Raw genomic sequence first — 15,689 nt, 5'->3', positions numbered from 1 at the left:
CAGTGACGGTAGCGGTCTAGGGTTTTGTGGCGCTGACGAATTGGGCGACACCGTGAACTTGCTGCTCGATTTCGACGAAGCCCGCCCGCATGAGAACGCTCGTGAATTCGTTGCGAGCGAAGGTCCGGACGCCGAAGGATTTGGAGATCAATCCGAAGGCACGGGCAACAGGCGCCGGTCCGCGTTCACAGCTGGTCATGATGGACACGCGCCCGCCGGGGCGTACCACCCGGATCAGTTCATCGACCACGGTGAACGGCTCGGGCACCAGATACAACGCCGCGAAACAACAGACGGCGTCGAAGGTGCCGTCGTCGAAAGGCAGCCGGCGAGCATCGCCTCGAATGTAGGCAGCATGGGAACTGCGGTTGTCCCGCGCAGCCTGGGTCAACATCGGCCGGGAGATGTCGAATCCGATCGCGACGCCGTCGCCATCCAGCCTCGAGCCGAGGAAACGAGTGAAGTTACCTGGTCCGCAGGCGACGTCGAGAACGCGCTGTGGACCGCCGAGGCGTAGGTCGTAGGCCGCCTTCTGATGCTCGTCCGCCATCCACAGCCCGAGGGCGGCGACTCCTGCCGGGCGCCAGAGATTTTCGTAGATCTTTGCGACGAGCGAGTTGTTCATCGCTCGTTGGGCGACGGTCGGCGTGGAAGCTTCCGTGCCGAGGGTGTCGATGAAGCCCTCGTCGGCCGGTGCATTGCGCACCTCGGCCCGCAGAAGTTCGCGTGCCCGGTCGAGGGCGTTGTCGATGCCGCTGGAAGCTGGACTCATTTGGTGGAGTTCGCTTTCGGTTGAAGTTGGGCGAAAGTGGCACCGGTCAATTCGACCGACTTCTCCCACAGCCCCTTTGCGAGATCGGCGTTGCGCGCCTTGCTCGACCGCGGTGACCGGCGGACGGGGCCACGCACACCCGCAAGGTTGGTGGGTCCGATGTAGTCGTTGTTACGGACATCCGGCATCACTGCCGCGTACAGCTCACTCAATGCGCCTGCGGTTTCGCTGTTGCCGAAAGCGCGCAGCCCGAGGTGGGTGATCGTCAGCGCACCGGGGATCGGCGGGACCATCGAATCGAACAGGTTGGTGGCTGCCACGCCGGGATGGGCAGCAACCGAAATGAGCTGTGTGCGTGCGGCATCGCTGCGGCGCGCCAACTCGGCACTGAACAGCAGGTTGGCCAGCTTCGACTGGTTGTACGCACCCATTCGGGTGTAGCGACGACGGTCGAAGTTCAGGTCTTCCAGCCGCATGTTGGCCTGCCGGTGCGCGATGCTCGCAAGGGAAACCACGCGGGGGACCGGAGCAGCGAGCAAGGTGGGCAGCAATGCGTCGGTCAAGACGAAGTGGCCGAAATGGTTTGTGCCGATTTGCATTTCGAAGCCATCGACGGTCCGGGCCTGGGGGATCGCCATCAGACCTGCGTTGTTTATCAGCACGTCGATCTGAGGGACAAGGCTGCTGGCTTGTGCCGCGGCCGCACGGACCGAAGAAAGATCGGCCAGATCGAGCGGAATCAGATGATGGTCTGTGCGTGACGAGACCGCGAGGACCTGGCTGAGGGCTTCGTTGCCGGTGACCTGGTTGCGGCACGCCAGCAGAATCTGCGCGCCGGCCTTGGCGAGCGCAGTGGCCGCCTGCAGGCCGAGTCCGTTGTTCGCGCCCGTGATCAGGATCGTGCGCTTGGACTGGTCGGGGATGTCGGAACGGCGAAAGTTCTTGTTTTGCAATGCTTCACGCTTGGGCATTGGCATTCTCTGCTTTCTGTGCCGAAGCTTCGGCAAGGGTGGTCGGGACGTCGTTCATTCCTTTGCCGCGAATGCGGCGTGCAGCGGTTGCTGCGGGTCTATGACTATGCCGCTGATTCGAGCCGTTGCGCCGATCATTCCCTCGATCAGTGCGCTGAGATAGCGAACGAACTCTTCGACGGGCATGGGATGGCCGACCATCCGATTCGCACCGAGCCACCAATCCGTCGCCGACGCGACGGTGCCGAAGATTGCGAACGTGACGAGTTCGGTGCTTTCGATGTCGACATTCTGTTCACCCATCGCCTCGGCGAACATCGCCGCGATGCGGCGGGCCGAATCCTGCGCGGCCGCAATCGCACGCTCGGACTCGTCGGCTTGCCGGGTGAAATGGCTGTGTACGAGGAAGCGAAAGACGTTGGGATGTTCGGTGACGACGAGCGCATACTCGGCTGCGCTGCGGGTGACGAGCTCACCGGCAGGATCTGCCAGCAGGTTGATGCTCGCCATGATTCTGCCCCACAGCAGCCCCTGAACGTTCTCGACGATGGCTGAGTAGAGATCCAGCTTGTCCGAAAAATGGCGGTAAAGCTTGGGTTTCGCCGCGCCGGCCTCCCGCGCGATGTCGTCCATCGTTACTTCGGGCCCGATCTTGTCGAGTGCGCGGATCGCTGCCTCGACCAGTTCGTTGCGGACCTGGACTCGATGTTCGCGCCACCGCTCGCTGCGCGCATCGACGCGCGGACCGTCTTGGTCCTTGTCGGTGCGCGGGCGCTTCACGCCCCTCGCGAGTCGGGTCACACGAGGCATAGTATCGCATACTGCCAGTACTAGCTACTGGCGGTATGACATGTCAGGTGAGCCTCTCGACCGTGATGGTCATGCCTGCTGCCCTCAGTCGGTCCGCGAGGGGCTCTCCCATCGCTGTCGCGGGGGTCAGGATTCCCGACAGTTCCGGGAGTTGCTTGTCGTCGAACGCGAGGCACAGGCCGGACTCGCCGAGCAATACTGCCGTCGCTTTGTAGCCAGGGTCGCCCTGAGCGGAGAACGTGGCGAGATACTTTGCGCCGGAAGAGGTCCGGGAGAACGTCTTCATGGTGAAGAAGCCGTTGTCGCGGGTTTCCTCGCTCGGTCCTGTGCCGGGTTTCGGCAGGACCTTGTCGAGCACCTTGCGACCCAAGCTGACCCGTGACAACAATGCTCCAGTCGCCATTCCGGCCACCAATCCGCCCGTGACACCCGCAGCGATCACCGGTGCCGCAATGGAGCTTCCGGTGCTCATCACTTCGTTGTAGCGGAAGTTCTTGCCGTAGGCCCAGCCAAGCAGCGCGTTGCTGCGACGGACGATCTTGCCGTTGTGTGCGGCCATCACGAATGTCGTCACCCAGCCGTCGAGGCTCGGGTCGATCGAACTTGCCCGCCGCAGTGCAATGTCGGATTGCCTGCCCTTCGGCTCGAGCGAGCGGTCCGGGCTCAGCGAATAGGGATCGGCGATCGTGCGCTGCGCAGCGGGGTTCTCCGCGGCTGCTTCCATCATCGCGCGTCCGGAATCGATCGTGCCGCCGCTCATTCCGCCCTTGATCTTCGCGACGAGTGTGGTGTCCTCGAGTTCGCCGGTATTGTCTTCCAGCGACTTCTCGTAGATCAGGTAGGCGCTCAAATCCGAAGGGACGGAATCGAAGCCGCACGAGTTCACGATCTTCGCGCCGGACCCTGCGGCGACCGTGTCGTAGTGGTCGATGGCCTCGCGAATGAACGGTGGCTCGCCGGTGAGGTCCGCGTAGTGCGTGCCTGCCTGCGCACAGGCCTGTACGAGTGGGAGGCCGTAGCGAAGGTACGGACCGACGGTCGTCACGACGACCTTGGTCCGCTTCGCGAGGGCGTCGAGGTCGTTCTGGTCGCTTGCGTCTGCGACCACGACGGACCAATTGGCAGCGACACCGCCGATTTCGTCGCGCACTGCCTTCAGCTTCGGCAACGAGCGGCCTGCGAGCGCGATGCGCGCCTTCGGCGGCGCTGCCTTCGCGAGATACAGGGCAGTCAACTTGCCTACGAAACCTGTTGCGCCGTAAAGAACCAGATCGAATTCACGCTTGCTTGCCATTGTTACTCCGCTCTTTGTCGGCAATCCATTGCTGGTTGGTTCTGCCGAGTTCGGTTACCGGGGGTTCGCCGTAGATCCACTCTCGCGCGATGCGGTGCCAGTTCGCGGTCGCTGCCAGTTGCCCGACGATACCGAACGTCAGAAAGTCGGCGCGGCGGGAGAACAAATGCTCCGGTGGCAAGTTCTGCCGCTTCATCGCGGCGAACTCGGTGGCCCGCGGATCGATCGCGAGAAGGAATGCCCCGCTTGCCAATTCCGGAGTGATCGCCAGTTCTTGGTCGACGAGGCACCATTCCGAAGCTGCGTACACGTAGTCCAGGCACTCGCTGACGGACACGCCGTCCGTTGGGTCGATCACGTTGTGGTCGACCATCAACTCGTACAGATCCTCGCCACGTTCCTCGGCTGCCGCGCGCAGGCACGCGAGTTCGAACTCGACGTGCGCCGGGTCCATCCGATTGAACAAGCCGAAGTCGACGAACGCGACCCGGCCGTCCGGACAGAGCATCACATTGCCGGGGTGGGGATCGCCGCAGAACTCGTTGTAGGTGTACAGCGAACCGACGTAGAAACGGTAGATGATCTCGGCGACGCGGTTGCGCTCTGCTTGCGGCATGGCGCGAATGTCTTCGAAGCTGGTCGCTTCGATGAACTCTGTGACCAGCACTCGACGGCTGCACAGCTCGGGAATGCTGTCCGGAACTGCGAAGAACGGATGCCCGGCGAAGAGTGCGGCGATGTGCCGCTGCGTTTCGGCTTCGCGCACGTAGTCGAGTTCGCTACCCAGATTGAGCTGCAATTCTTCCAGTAACGCCGGCGTCACCCACGGCATTGCCACCCGCCAGAACTTCGCAAACATGGTGAGGTTCTTCAGGTCCGCTTCGACTGCTGCCGCAATGCCTGGGTACTGGACTTTGACGGCGACCTTGCGACCGTCGTGGAGCGTCGCTCGATAGACCTGGCCGATCGACGCAGCTGCGATGGCTTCGGTGTCGAATTCGGCGAAGAGTTCGTCGAGCGGCTTGCCGAGATCTTCCTCGATGACGGTGCGCATCGCTGTGAAGGACGTCTTGGGCGCACTGTCGCGCAGCACAGCGAGCTTGCGCTGGAACGACTCTCGATGGTCGGGTGGCACGAGGTCGAGGTCGAGGATGGACAACATCTGGCCGAGCTTCATGGCGACGCCCTTCATGCCGCCAAGGACCGTGACCACCTGTTCTGCCGCCTGGATCGTCGATTCCTCGGCCATGCGTGCCCGCGCTTGCTCGGACCGGCCGAGCATCGATACGCGGGTGCGCTGGTGGCGGACGATCTGTCCGGCCACGGCGGCGCCAAGCTTCGAGCCTCTGCTGAGCCGCGACGTCGGGACTCCTTTGGCCATCTGTGGATTCCTCCAAATCCGGTCATCGCATGCGCAGGTTTACAAGATGGGCACACCTGTCAAAGCGAGACGTGTTCATTCTGGACCACACCTGCCCCGGGCGCTACGAAGGGTGCGGCCGGTTCCGTCACCGACCTTATAGGCGCGTTTGCTGGGAGGCTGCTCGGCTATCTGATAGGACAGTTGGTAAGGAACCGGGGTGACGCTGGACATCCGACCAAATCGGTGCTTCGATACGTTCGCATCGTCGCCGCCCGAACAATGGAGTTCGCAATGACGCTAGCCAGACCTACGCGCGGCGGCGCCGATGCTTCAGCTCCGATGATCCGCGTCTATTCAGGTCCGAGCAGACGGAGCCGCGCTCTGCGAACTGTCCTGCAAGTGACGGTTCGGCCGGTTATCCAGGCATGGGGCTACGCCCCGAATCTCCCATGGCCGTACGGAGTTATCGATTGGGCGGCGAAGGCGCTCTGGCCGCTGCCCGGCACGCTCGTCGACAAGGTCCGGCTGCCGTATTGCGATGGTGAATTCATCCGCGGTCCAGGGGCGCACAGTGATCGCGTCCTGCTCTACCTGCACGGCGGCGCGTTCATCTGCTGCGGACCCAATACCCACCGACGGTTCGTGTCCGACATTTCGAGAGCGTGTCGCGCACCCGCCCTGGTCGTCGATTACCGCATGTTGCCCGGCCACCCGGTGTCCACTTCGCTCGACGACTGCGTCGACGGTTATCGGTGGTTGCTGCAGCAGGGCTACACACCCGACCAGATCGTCGTCGCGGGTGATTCCGCTGGCGGGTACTTTGCGCTGATGACGGCACTAGCCGTGGTCGAGCGCGGCTTCGGCAAGCCGGCCGCGGTGGTCTGTCAGTCGCCGTTCATCGACACCGATCCAAGCCGAAAGCTCGAATGGCTCGGCGACATGGTCGATCCGTTGTTCCCTGCGATCGGCCTCGTCTCGCTCATCGCGAGGATGACGGAGTTCGAACGGTCGAACGGGCACCCGGACGAGTACGGCCGCGTCCACTCGCCGCTTTACCTCGACGTGTCCGGACTGCCTCCGGTCCTGATTCAGGCTGGCGCGTCGGAATTGCTGTCGGTGGACGCCGAACTGATCGCGGCCAAGATCGCCGAAGAGGGTGTGCCGTGCGAACTCCAACTTTTCGAAGGTCAGTTCCACGTGTTCCAGGCTGCGGCGGACCTGATTCCCGAGGGACGGAAGGCTATCGACAACATCGGCGCGTTCGTTCGTGCCAACGTCGGCTGACTACGCGCTCGGTGGTGGCGGCAGTGGGTGGTCCTGCGCGTTGAACACCTCACGGGAGCCGCCGGATCGCGCGATTCCCTCGATGGCACTCCAGATCATCATCGTGAGGTAGTCGATGAGTTGTTCGCTCGGCATCACCGGGTTGGAGATCCACGAGTGGACGGCGAGCTGGATCGCGCCGACGATGCCGTACGACCATGGCGATGCGCCTTCGGTGTCGTGCCCGCGGGCGGCCAGACGCTGCGTGATCACCACGTGCACGAGTTCGGCGATCATCTTTTCGGAATCGGCGACTGCATCGCGATCGGTACCTGCGCCGTTCGACATCACGTATAGGTAGATCGCCGTGTCGGATGCGATCGTCTCGACGTATGCCGAAATTGCAGCGCGAGCAAGACCGTATTCGTCCAGCTCCCGACCGATCGCTTCGTAGATTCGCGGCGCGAGAATCGTTTGGACGAAACGCTCCATCGCAGCATTCGTCAAATCGTTCTTGTCGGTGAAGTAGCGGTACAACACTGTTTTCGAGACACCGATTTCGGCGGCAATCTGATCCATACCGACGTTGCTGCCGTGCACGCGGATCGCATCCAGTGTCCCGTCGACGAGTTCCTCGCGACGAGCGACCTTGTGCTCGCGCCAGCGTCTTTTGCGCCCGTCGGTTTTGGAAACCTTCGCGCGTGGCGTGACGCTGCTTTCGGCAGTCAGGGGGAGCCTCCAGAGAACGGTGTTGCACTTGTTCAGGACAGCTTAGGCCGAATGGGAACGTGTTTCGGTCGGTACGTGGGTCTCCTTGTCCAAATTGGGCACAATGGGCAGGTGTCCGTAACTGAGCTCGACGACGAGCCGAAGCAAAGCCCGACAGCGGCGGCTGCGCCCGCAATGCAGCCAGGAGGTGGCTTCGCCGACGAGGAAAAGCGACGCGATCTGTTCAGGATGAAAGCCGTCGCCACCGGGTTTCTCGTATTCGCGAGCGTCGTCTACCTGTTCTGCCGCTGGCAGGAATCTCGCGGCGCAGGCAGCTGGGTCGGCTATGTGCGCGCGGCGTCGGAGGCGGGAATGGTCGGTGCGTTGGCGGACTGGTTCGCCGTCACTGCACTCTTCCGGCATCCGTTGGGCTTGCCGATTCCCCATACCGCGATCATCAAGAAGAAGAAGGACCAACTCGGCGAGAGCTTGAGCAACTTCGTCGGCCAGAACTTTCTCGCCCCCGATGTCGTGTCGGCGAAGGTCGCGTCCGCGCAGGTCCCGCTGCGAATCGGCACCTGGATGGCTGTGCCCCAGAACGCGGACCGTGTCGCCGCCGAAACGTCGACGATCCTTCGCGCGATCGTCGGCGTGTTGCGGGACGAGGACGTCGAGCAAATCATCGATCACACGATCGTGCGCAAGATCGCCGAGCCGAAATGGGGTCCGCCGATCGGCAAGGTCCTCGATGAGCTGCTGAAGGAGAATCGGCAGGTCCCGTTGCTCGACATGCTTGCCGAACGGGCCCATCAGTGGGCGTTGGGCAGCCAGGAAACCATCGACCGGATCGTGTTGCGCGATTCACCGCAGTGGTCGCCTAAGTTCGTCGACATCCTCCTGTCGGAGAAGATCTACCGCGAGCTGGTCGAGTTCACGTGGAAGGTCCGTACGCGCCCGGATCACGAGGTGCGGTTGGCGGCGAACAACTTCCTCACCGAATTTGCGCGCGACCTACAGTTCGACGAGGCGACGATCGTCAAGGCCGAATCGATCAAAGCCGAGATCATGGGCCGCGAAGAAATTACGGGTCTGGCTGCGGCGACCTGGCGGGTCGCGAAGCGGCTCATCCTCGAATCCGTCGACGATCCGAACAGCACCCTGCGAAACAAGGTTCGCGACAACGTCCAGCAGCTCGGTGAGCGACTGCGCGACGACGCAGAGATGCGGGGCAAGGTCGACAAGTGGTTGCTTGCGGGCGCGCGCTACATCGCCGCCAACTACGCGAACGAAATCACCACGATCATCACCGACACGGTCGAGCGCTGGGATGCCGAAGAGGCGAGCAAGAAGATCGAATTGCAGGTCGGGCGCGATCTGCAATTCATCCGGATCAACGGCACGGTCGTCGGCTCGCTCGCAGGCCTGTCGATCTACACCATTTCGCACTTCATGTTCGGTAGCTAGCCGCTCAGATCTCGTTGTTGGCCAGGACGGCGTACTGCGCAGCCGCTTTGCGCTGCAGATCGCTCAGATCGTTGCCGTTCACGATCCCCACGTACTGGCGATAGGCGATGTAGCAGTAGTAGCGCGACGTATCCGGCGCTGGATCCTTGATCTCGATGCATCGCGCGGTGGGCACGCCTTCGGGGCCATCGACCGCAGTCCGGTCGTCGCTCTCGGTGTATGACGCCTGCACCGCGGCCGCGCCTTGGGAGTCTCGTGCGCGAATTACGTAGGAGGCTTCGGTGAATGCGATCCGTTCGATGCCTGCCTTCTCGATCAGCTGAGTTCGTTCCTCGTGATCGTTGCCGAGATGCAAATACCCGCGCGAGTCGTAGGTAGCGGTGTCGACGCCGTCCACCTTTATATCTTCGGGTTTGGCCGGCAGCGTACGGCTGAGAATCGAATCTGGATTCGTCGGCAGATCGGAAAGCTTGTCTTGCGGCGTCGGAACGAATTTGTCCAAAAGCGGCATTTGGAGATCGAGTGCCTTCGAAATGACCGCCGTGAGAGCGGTCAGGTCCGGACTTTTGGTAAAAGCGAAGAGGTCGACGACGTATTGTCCGTGCGCCGTAGTGGCAGCAAGCGAGGCTATATTCGGCCGCCAATGCGAATTCGAATCCGGGTGCCCCGGAATTTTGACGGCGACGTTGTCTTTGTTTGCGCGGAAATCGGTGCCGTCGATTTCACGGGCCGCGTCTCGTGCCGAGCTCTCGTCAGGGAAGCGCAGAACCGTGACCGTCAGACTCGCCGGGTGGGGTGCTTTCGAATCTTTCGCGGGCGCGGGTGCGTCGCCTGCGGTGGTGCTGAATCCCGTGATCATGCCGTACCTGGTCAGTACCGGACCGGCGACATCGGCGAACAACGCCCTGGTCGCCACGACTACGTCCGTGATCACGGTCGAGCTCCAGCCGGTTTTGAGCGTGGGATCGACTTCGTAGGGGTCGGCGACGACATCGCCGATGCGCATTCCTTCCATGACGATGCCCTGATTTTTCGTCTTCGGATCGGCGACTGTCGGCGGCGAGGCGGAGTACGCCCCGACATCGAGCGTGCGAACGTCGAGTTCGGACGCTTTGGGGAACCCTTGGACCGAGGAACAGCTGATTGCGAATGCTGCCGACGCCACGATTACCCCCAGCGCCGTTGCGCGCCTACCGCTCTTCGTAACTGATTGCACGAGCCCCCCTTTCGACCTGCAGCGCATTTTCGGCCGCATTGGTGATAGGAATACACGCCATTGAATGTGGTACGCAAGAACAAACATTGCGGATGTGCGACGGGGTGCGCAATCGCAAAACTGTGATCCACGCCTCGCATGTTGCTAGCTCAAGCGCTTGCAAGAGCTAGCACTCTCACTTAATGTTGATTTCGGAACACCAACCAGGAGAGTGCAGAGAATGCCACAGACGCCCGAGGCTTCCGACGCGGAAGTACCAGACTCGGCCGGCACCGGTGAGTTGGCTGCACGCGTAGTCAAGGTCAAAGATGCCGCGCAAGATATCGGCAGCTTCATCCGGGCTCAGCGTGAAGCAGCTCACGTGTCCTTGCGACAGTTGGCTCTGCTGGCTGGTGTCAGTAATCCCTATCTCAGCCAGATAGAGCGTGGATTGCGAAATCCATCTGCCGAGGTTCTCGGGCAGATTGCGAAAGGTCTCCGGGTGTCTTCGGAGGCGTTGTACGTACGTGCTGGTTATCTCGAGCAACGTCCGTACAGCCCAGTCCGGGATGCGCTACTCGCCGATGTCGCTATCACAGAGCGACAGAAGCAAGTGCTTCTGGAAATCTACGAATCGTTTTGTCGCGAGAACGATTCGACGCAAGAAGAACTCGCGCCGACCGATGTGCCCGAGTTGTCAGCCGAAACCCCCCATTCCCTAGAAGAGGAGAGCGGAAAATGAGTGAGTCCACTGAAAAGGGTCTCGAAACCGTCAAGAAGCCGCTGTACGCCACCGTTGGCGCAGGCGACGCGGTTGTTCAGGCATTTGCAGACGTCGTAGCCAAGGCTCGCGAGCGTGCCGAGAACACCAGCACCGACGTTTCCGGTCGGGTCGAAGAAGCTCGTGAGCGTTTCGCCGCACTCCCCGCAGACCTGCAGGAGCAGATCGAGAGCCTGCGCGAGCGTCTGGCCGGCCTGCCGTCCGAGCTGCCCGAAGAGCTCGCCGAGCTGCGCGAGAAGTTCACCGTCGAGGAATTGCGCGCGGTTGCTGAGCGCTACCTCAAGGTTGCCCTCGACCTGTACGCCGATCTTGCCGAGCGTGGCGAAGAGACCGTCGAGCGTCTCCGCACCCGTCCGGTCGTCGAAGAGCGCATCGGTCGCGTCGAAGGTCTCGTCGACGATGCGCTTGCGCGCACCAAGGACGTCCGTGAGCAGGCGACCAAGCTCGCCAACAAGGTGACCGGTCGCGCGGAAGATGCAGCCGACGACGCAGTCGAGAAGGTCGAAGAGGCCGCTGCCGCCGTCAAGAAGGCCGTCGCCAAGAAGGCTCCGGCCAAGAAGGCTGCCCCGGCCAAGGCTCCCGCCAAGAAGGCCCCGGCCAAGGCTCCGGCCAAGAAGGCTCCGGCCAAGAAGTCGACCAGCTAATACCTCGCCCACCTGGGCACGGTTCGACGCAGTCGTAGAACAGCCGCTCTCACGCACAACGTGCGCGAGGGCGGCTTCTTCTATGATGGACGTCGTGGTGTTCTCTGCGGTTGCCGGCTTGACCGGCTGGATCATGTTGACGTTGCAGTTGCTGGCGATCGGCGCGGCGATTTTCGCGCTGGTGCACGCAGTCAGGCAGCGCACCGACGCCTACCCAGCCGTGGACAAACTGACCAAGCCGGTATGGCTCGGCATTCTCGCGGCGTCCTTACTAGTCGTCTTACTGGTGCACCCGGTTTCGTTCCTCGGGATCATCGCCGTCGTCGCGGTCTGCGTCTATCTGGTCGACGTTCGCCCGCGGGTCGACGACATCCAGCGCGGTCCTCGCTGGTAGACGCACCAAGGTTTCGCAAACCTTGACAATGAGCATTGTGACAATGTTACCGTTGTAGAAATGGCTGCCGACGAGGTCGCCTCTGCAAAGGAGCAGCTCGCTGATGGCCAACTTCCTCACGTCGGAGTCAGCACGTGTGCTCCGGGGGATTGCGGCAATTCTCGAGCCCGTCCGTGAGGCCGAAGGCGAACCCGCTCCCGCTCGTGAATTCCGCATCGACGACCTAGCTCGCGAGGCAGGCGTCAGTGTGCGCAACGTTCGGGTCTACCAAGACCGCGGTTTACTTCCGCCGCCGCGACGCGAAGGGCGGTCCGGCTTCTACAACGAGTCGCACCTCGCCCGGCTGAATCTGATCAACCGCATGCTCGATCGCGGATACACCTTTGCCACCATCAGCGAACTGCTGACCGCTGCCCAGTACGGCATGCGTGTCGAAGAAGTGCTGGACGTGGACAGGCTGGCTCCCGAACGCCCGGATATCGCTTCCGGGGAACAACTGACCTCAGCGAAGCTGAGCGGCTTGTTCGGCGACGAGGAATTCGACGCGAACCTGGCCAAGGCACTGCGCAGTGGACTGCTCAAGCGCGACGGTCAGGCATACCGCGTCGCCAATCCGCGCCTGCTCGAAGCGACCGAACTCCTGCTCGACGCTGGCGTACCGCTGTCGAACATTCTCGACAACGCCGGTGTCGTGCGAAAAGACCTGCGCGATGTGGCGGACAGGTTCGTCAAGCTCGTCTCGGACCGGTACTTCCCAGCAGACGGCGTGGCGTCGGATCTCGACGAAGAAGCGGTCGCCGGATTGACCGAGCTGATCAACAAAGGTCGTGCGCTGGTGCACGATGTCGTCCACTCGATTCTCGTCGACGTGATGGACGAATCGATCTCTGCAGCGTTGGAGCGAGCGGCCGAGCAACTAGCTGTCGCGGCTCAGGGCGAGGCGAAATCATGAGGGGCAGTGCTTGCAGTGGCAAGCGGGGAGCTAGCACGCTAGTGTGGCACGAGCCACAAGCTGAAACACAAAGGAGTGTTAGGTGACCACACGCGACCCGAACGCGCGCTGGAAGAACGAACTGTTGCGAACGCCGCCGATGCGGCCTGACGTGACGACCGTCAGCACGGCGGACGGTGCGCGTTTGAACGTGCACGCGTACGGGCCGAAGGACGCCGAGCCGATCGTCCTGAGCCACGGCTGGACCTGTTCGATCGCCTACTGGAACCCGCAAATCAACGTGCTCGCCGGGAAGTATCGCGTCATCGCGTACGACCAGCGCGGACACGGCGCGAGTGACCTCGGCAGGATCAAGCTGACGTCCGATGTGCTCGCCGACGACCTCGCTGCCGTACTTGCCGCAACCGTGTCGCCGCGCAAGAAGGCCGTGATCGTCGGCCACAGCATGGGCGGCATGAGCATCATGGCGTGGGCTGCCAAATACCCACACCAGGTCGAGCAGTTCGCCAGCTCCGTCGTGCTTGCAAATACCGGTGCCGACCGGCTGATCGCGGAAACCACGGTGGTACCTCTGCGTGGCCCGATCAAGCAGATCCCGGGGCTGCTCGGTCAGGTCGTTCTCGGTGCTCAGGTGCCGTTGCCGACCGCATTCATCACTCGCCGCCCGATGCGCTGGGTTGGGTTGTCCCCGACCGCAACGGCCGAGGAAGTCGATTTCTGCTGGCGCCTCGTGTCCGCCTGCAAGGGCCGCACCCGTGGCAAGTGGGGTGTCGCGCTCAGCGGCCTCGACATCGCGAAGGCGCTCGACAAGATCACCGTTCCGACCACGGTCATTGCTGGTGAGCGGGATCGCTTGACGCCGCCCGTCCACTCCGAGCGCCTCGCGAGCCAGCTCGCCGAGACCGGTTCTCTCGAGCAGTTGCTCGTCCTTCCGGGCGCTGGTCATATGGGCAATATCGAAGCGCCACAAGCATTCAACGACGAAATCGTGCGCCTCCGCACGCTCTCGAAGCGTCGCGTTCGCCGCCGCACCCTCGCGGTCGCCGAGGCGGGCTAGTTCAGCAACCCTCGATTCCGGGTGTGTGTACGGTGTGATCGGAGACACAAAGGAGTGTTTGGTTGAACACACAGGGGATGCAGTCCGGCAGAGCGGGAATCAGGGCGAGCGCCGTTGGCGCGGTGCGCACGACGGTGGGTTCGGTGATGGCGCGCCGAAGTCCGACCCAGCGCAACTGGCGCGACGAGCTGTTGCGCGACTCCGAACTGGACTACGAGATAATTCCTGTGGTCACCGACGACGGCGCCACCCTGCACGTTCGAGCGTACGGACCGGCCGATGCCGAGCCGATCGTCCTGTGTCACGGCTGGAGCTGTCGCATCGAGATCTGGAACCCACAGATCAATGCGCTTGCAGGCCGCTATCGCGTCATCGCCTACGACCAGCGCGGTCACGGCCGCAGCACCCTCGGCAAACGCACGCCCAGTGCAGACGTTTTGGGCGACGACCTCGCCACTGTGCTCGACGCTTCGCTGCGGTCACGGAAGAAGGCCGTACTCGTCGGCCACAGCATGGGTGGGATCACGCTCATGGCGTGGGCGTCCCGCCATCCGGACCAAGTCCGACGCTTCGCGTCGTCGTTGCTGCTCGCGAACACCGCGAGCGGTCAACTCGCGCAGGAATTGAACATTCTGTCGCTCGGCAGCCTCGTACCGCGAATCCAGAGCACGGTCGGTAAATACGTGGTCGGCGCGCCTGTCGCGATCCCACGAGGCATCGTGACGCGCCGAGCCTTTCACTATGTGGGGCTGGCGCCGCAGGCGGACAAAGAGGCCGTGGATTTCTGCCATCGCATCGTGCTGTCGTGCAAGGCACGCGCGCGAGGTCAGTGGGGCTGGGCACTGGCGACGCTGGACCTCACCGAAGCGGTCGAAGCCATGGCGGTCCCGACCGTCGTGCTCACGGGCGAGCAGGATCGGCTGACTCCGTCCGTGCACTCGTTGCGCCTGGCTGAGGCACTCGACCGAACCGGCATGCTCGACAAATTGGTTGTACTGCCCGGGGTTGGGCACATGGGCAACATCGAAGCTGTCGATGCCTTCAACGACGAAATCGTGCGTCTTCGCTCGCGCCGCCGTCGTCCTCGCCGGCTCGGCGCCGCGGGCTGACGCTCAGCTGAATACGACGGTTTTGCCCCCGTGGACGAGAACACGGTCCTCGAGGTGCCACCGCAGGCCACGCGCCAGCACCAACTTCTCGATGTCGCGGCCCTGCCGAACGAAATCACGGACCTCGTCCGCGTGGTCGACGCGGATGACGTCCTGCTCGAGAATCGGTCCTGCGTCGAGTTCCGGCGTCACGTAATGGCACGTCGCGCCGATCAGCTTCACACCACGTGCGAAGGCCTGGTGGTATGGCTTCGCACCGACGAACGACGGCAAGAAGCTGTGATGGATGTTGAGCGCGCGCCCTTTCCAGTGTGCGCACAGGTCCGGCGGTAGCACCTGCATGAACCGTGCCAACACGACGGCGTCGGGCTCATGGGAATCGACGAGTTCGCGGATGCGCCCGAATGCTGGACCACGTTCGTCCGGGTCACGTGGAAACGGCACGTGGTGGAACTTCACGCCGTGCGCTTCGACAACAGAGGCGAGGTCGGCATGGTTGCCGATGACCGCTTCGATCGTCGCAGGTAACTCGCCACCCGCTGCGCGGCCGAGCAGGTCGTGCAGGCAGTGCGGCTCTTTGCTCACGAGCAGGACGATTCGCTTCAAGGTCCCTGTGTCACTCAGCGCCCAATCGGTCTCGGGACCGAGTTGCATTGCGACATCACGAAAGCGGGAGCGGAACTCGTCGACGCCGAGTGGTATCGACGATGCGCGCACCGCTTGGCGGGTGAAGAACCAGCCGGTGACCGGGTCGGAGTGATAGCCGGCTTCGACGATCGACCCACCCAATTCGGCGATGAAGGTACTGATGCGCGCGACGATGCCGATCTGATCCGGGCAACCGAGGGTCAGGACGAACCGGCGGTCGCTATCGGGAGGTGGCGCACTCATGGCGTTCAGTCTTACCACCCA

The 15,689-nt window shown here is 62.8% G+C and carries 16 protein-coding genes; 8 read left to right on the top strand and 8 right to left on the bottom strand.

Annotation, left to right across the window (positions count from 1 at the left end):
- Positions 1-16: 16 nt before the first annotated feature.
- From FGL95_RS23630 to FGL95_RS23610, 5 genes are read right to left on the bottom strand one after another with little or no spacing between them, the layout of a single operon-like run.
- Positions 17-772 (bottom strand): class I SAM-dependent methyltransferase, encoded by a 756-nt coding sequence (locus FGL95_RS23630; protein WP_169591544.1) that lies wholly within the window; start codon positions 770-772, stop codon positions 17-19.
- Positions 769-1,749 (bottom strand): oxidoreductase, encoded by a 981-nt coding sequence (locus FGL95_RS23625; protein ID WP_169591541.1) that lies wholly within the window; start codon positions 1,747-1,749, stop codon positions 769-771. Before FGL95_RS23625 ends, FGL95_RS23630 begins: the two co-directional genes overlap by 4 nt.
- A 48-nt stretch (positions 1,750-1,797) precedes the next feature.
- Positions 1,798-2,544, bottom strand: a complete 747-nt coding sequence (locus FGL95_RS23620; protein ID WP_338079995.1) for a TetR/AcrR family transcriptional regulator — start codon at positions 2,542-2,544, stop codon at positions 1,798-1,800.
- 52 nt (positions 2,545-2,596) lie between these two features.
- Positions 2,597-3,847 carry a saccharopine dehydrogenase family protein gene (locus FGL95_RS23615; protein WP_169591533.1) on the bottom strand — a complete coding sequence of 417 codons (1,251 nt, stop codon included), beginning with the start codon at positions 3,845-3,847 and terminating at the stop codon, positions 2,597-2,599.
- Positions 3,831-5,228 (bottom strand): ABC1 kinase family protein, encoded by a 1,398-nt coding sequence (locus FGL95_RS23610; RefSeq protein WP_169591531.1) that lies wholly within the window; start codon positions 5,226-5,228, stop codon positions 3,831-3,833. The genes FGL95_RS23615 and FGL95_RS23610 overlap by 17 nt, the downstream gene beginning before the upstream one ends.
- A gap of 273 nt (positions 5,229-5,501) precedes the next feature.
- On the opposite strand from FGL95_RS23610, the gene FGL95_RS23605 reads away from it, so the two are divergent.
- Complete coding sequence (locus FGL95_RS23605; protein WP_169591528.1) at positions 5,502-6,494, top strand: alpha/beta hydrolase; 993 nt, start codon at positions 5,502-5,504, stop codon at positions 6,492-6,494.
- Here FGL95_RS23605 and FGL95_RS23600 read toward each other — a convergent pair whose 3' ends face one another.
- Positions 6,495-7,202 (bottom strand): TetR/AcrR family transcriptional regulator, encoded by a 708-nt coding sequence (locus FGL95_RS23600; protein WP_169592018.1) that lies wholly within the window; start codon positions 7,200-7,202, stop codon positions 6,495-6,497.
- A 174-nt stretch (positions 7,203-7,376) separates the two neighbouring features.
- Between FGL95_RS23600 and FGL95_RS23595 the strand changes: the two genes are divergently transcribed.
- Positions 7,377-8,645, top strand: coding sequence for a DUF445 domain-containing protein (locus FGL95_RS23595; RefSeq protein ID WP_169592015.1), 1,269 nt, complete (start codon positions 7,377-7,379; stop codon positions 8,643-8,645).
- A 4-nt stretch (positions 8,646-8,649) separates the two neighbouring features.
- Here FGL95_RS23595 and FGL95_RS23590 read toward each other — a convergent pair whose 3' ends face one another.
- Positions 8,650-9,861 carry a DUF7373 family lipoprotein gene (locus FGL95_RS23590; RefSeq protein WP_169591526.1) on the bottom strand — a complete coding sequence of 404 codons (1,212 nt, stop codon included), beginning with the start codon at positions 9,859-9,861 and terminating at the stop codon, positions 8,650-8,652.
- Between the two features lie 220 nt (positions 9,862-10,081).
- Between FGL95_RS23590 and FGL95_RS23585 the strand changes: the two genes are divergently transcribed.
- The 6 genes from FGL95_RS23585 to FGL95_RS23560 all read left to right on the top strand — a co-directional run bounded on the left by FGL95_RS23585 (position 10,082) and on the right by FGL95_RS23560 (position 14,777).
- Complete coding sequence (locus FGL95_RS23585) at positions 10,082-10,582, top strand: helix-turn-helix domain-containing protein (RefSeq protein WP_169591523.1); 501 nt, start codon at positions 10,082-10,084, stop codon at positions 10,580-10,582.
- Complete coding sequence (locus tag FGL95_RS23580; RefSeq protein ID WP_169591521.1) at positions 10,579-11,265, top strand: heparin-binding hemagglutinin; 687 nt, start codon at positions 10,579-10,581, stop codon at positions 11,263-11,265. The genes FGL95_RS23585 and FGL95_RS23580 overlap by 4 nt, the downstream gene beginning before the upstream one ends.
- 94 nt (positions 11,266-11,359) lie before the next feature.
- Positions 11,360-11,659, top strand: a complete 300-nt coding sequence (locus tag FGL95_RS23575) for a DUF2516 family protein (protein ID WP_420838079.1) — start codon at positions 11,360-11,362, stop codon at positions 11,657-11,659.
- 103 nt (positions 11,660-11,762) lie between these two features.
- On the top strand, positions 11,763-12,611 hold the full coding sequence (locus FGL95_RS23570) for a MerR family transcriptional regulator (protein WP_169591518.1): 849 nt from the start codon (positions 11,763-11,765) through the stop codon (positions 12,609-12,611).
- Positions 12,612-12,693: 82 nt separating this feature from the next.
- A complete protein-coding gene (locus tag FGL95_RS23565) occupies positions 12,694-13,668 on the top strand; it encodes an alpha/beta fold hydrolase (protein ID WP_338079994.1) in 975 nt (324 codons plus the stop codon).
- 62 nt (positions 13,669-13,730) lie between these two features.
- Positions 13,731-14,777 carry an alpha/beta fold hydrolase gene (locus FGL95_RS23560; protein ID WP_240963249.1) on the top strand — a complete coding sequence of 349 codons (1,047 nt, stop codon included), beginning with the start codon at positions 13,731-13,733 and terminating at the stop codon, positions 14,775-14,777.
- A 3-nt stretch (positions 14,778-14,780) separates the two neighbouring features.
- Here the strand turns inward: FGL95_RS23560 and purU are convergent, their stop codons facing one another.
- Complete coding sequence (purU, locus tag FGL95_RS23555; RefSeq protein WP_169591516.1) at positions 14,781-15,668, bottom strand: formyltetrahydrofolate deformylase; 888 nt, start codon at positions 15,666-15,668, stop codon at positions 14,781-14,783.
- Between the last annotated feature and the right edge of the window lie 21 nt (positions 15,669-15,689).

It is taken from the genome of Antrihabitans stalactiti (assembly GCF_012932915.1).
Lineage (GTDB): Bacteria > Actinomycetota > Actinomycetes > Mycobacteriales > Mycobacteriaceae > Antrihabitans > Antrihabitans stalactiti.
The sequence above is the reverse complement of the archived record's forward strand: the minus strand, read 5'-3'. Positions and strand labels throughout refer to the sequence as shown.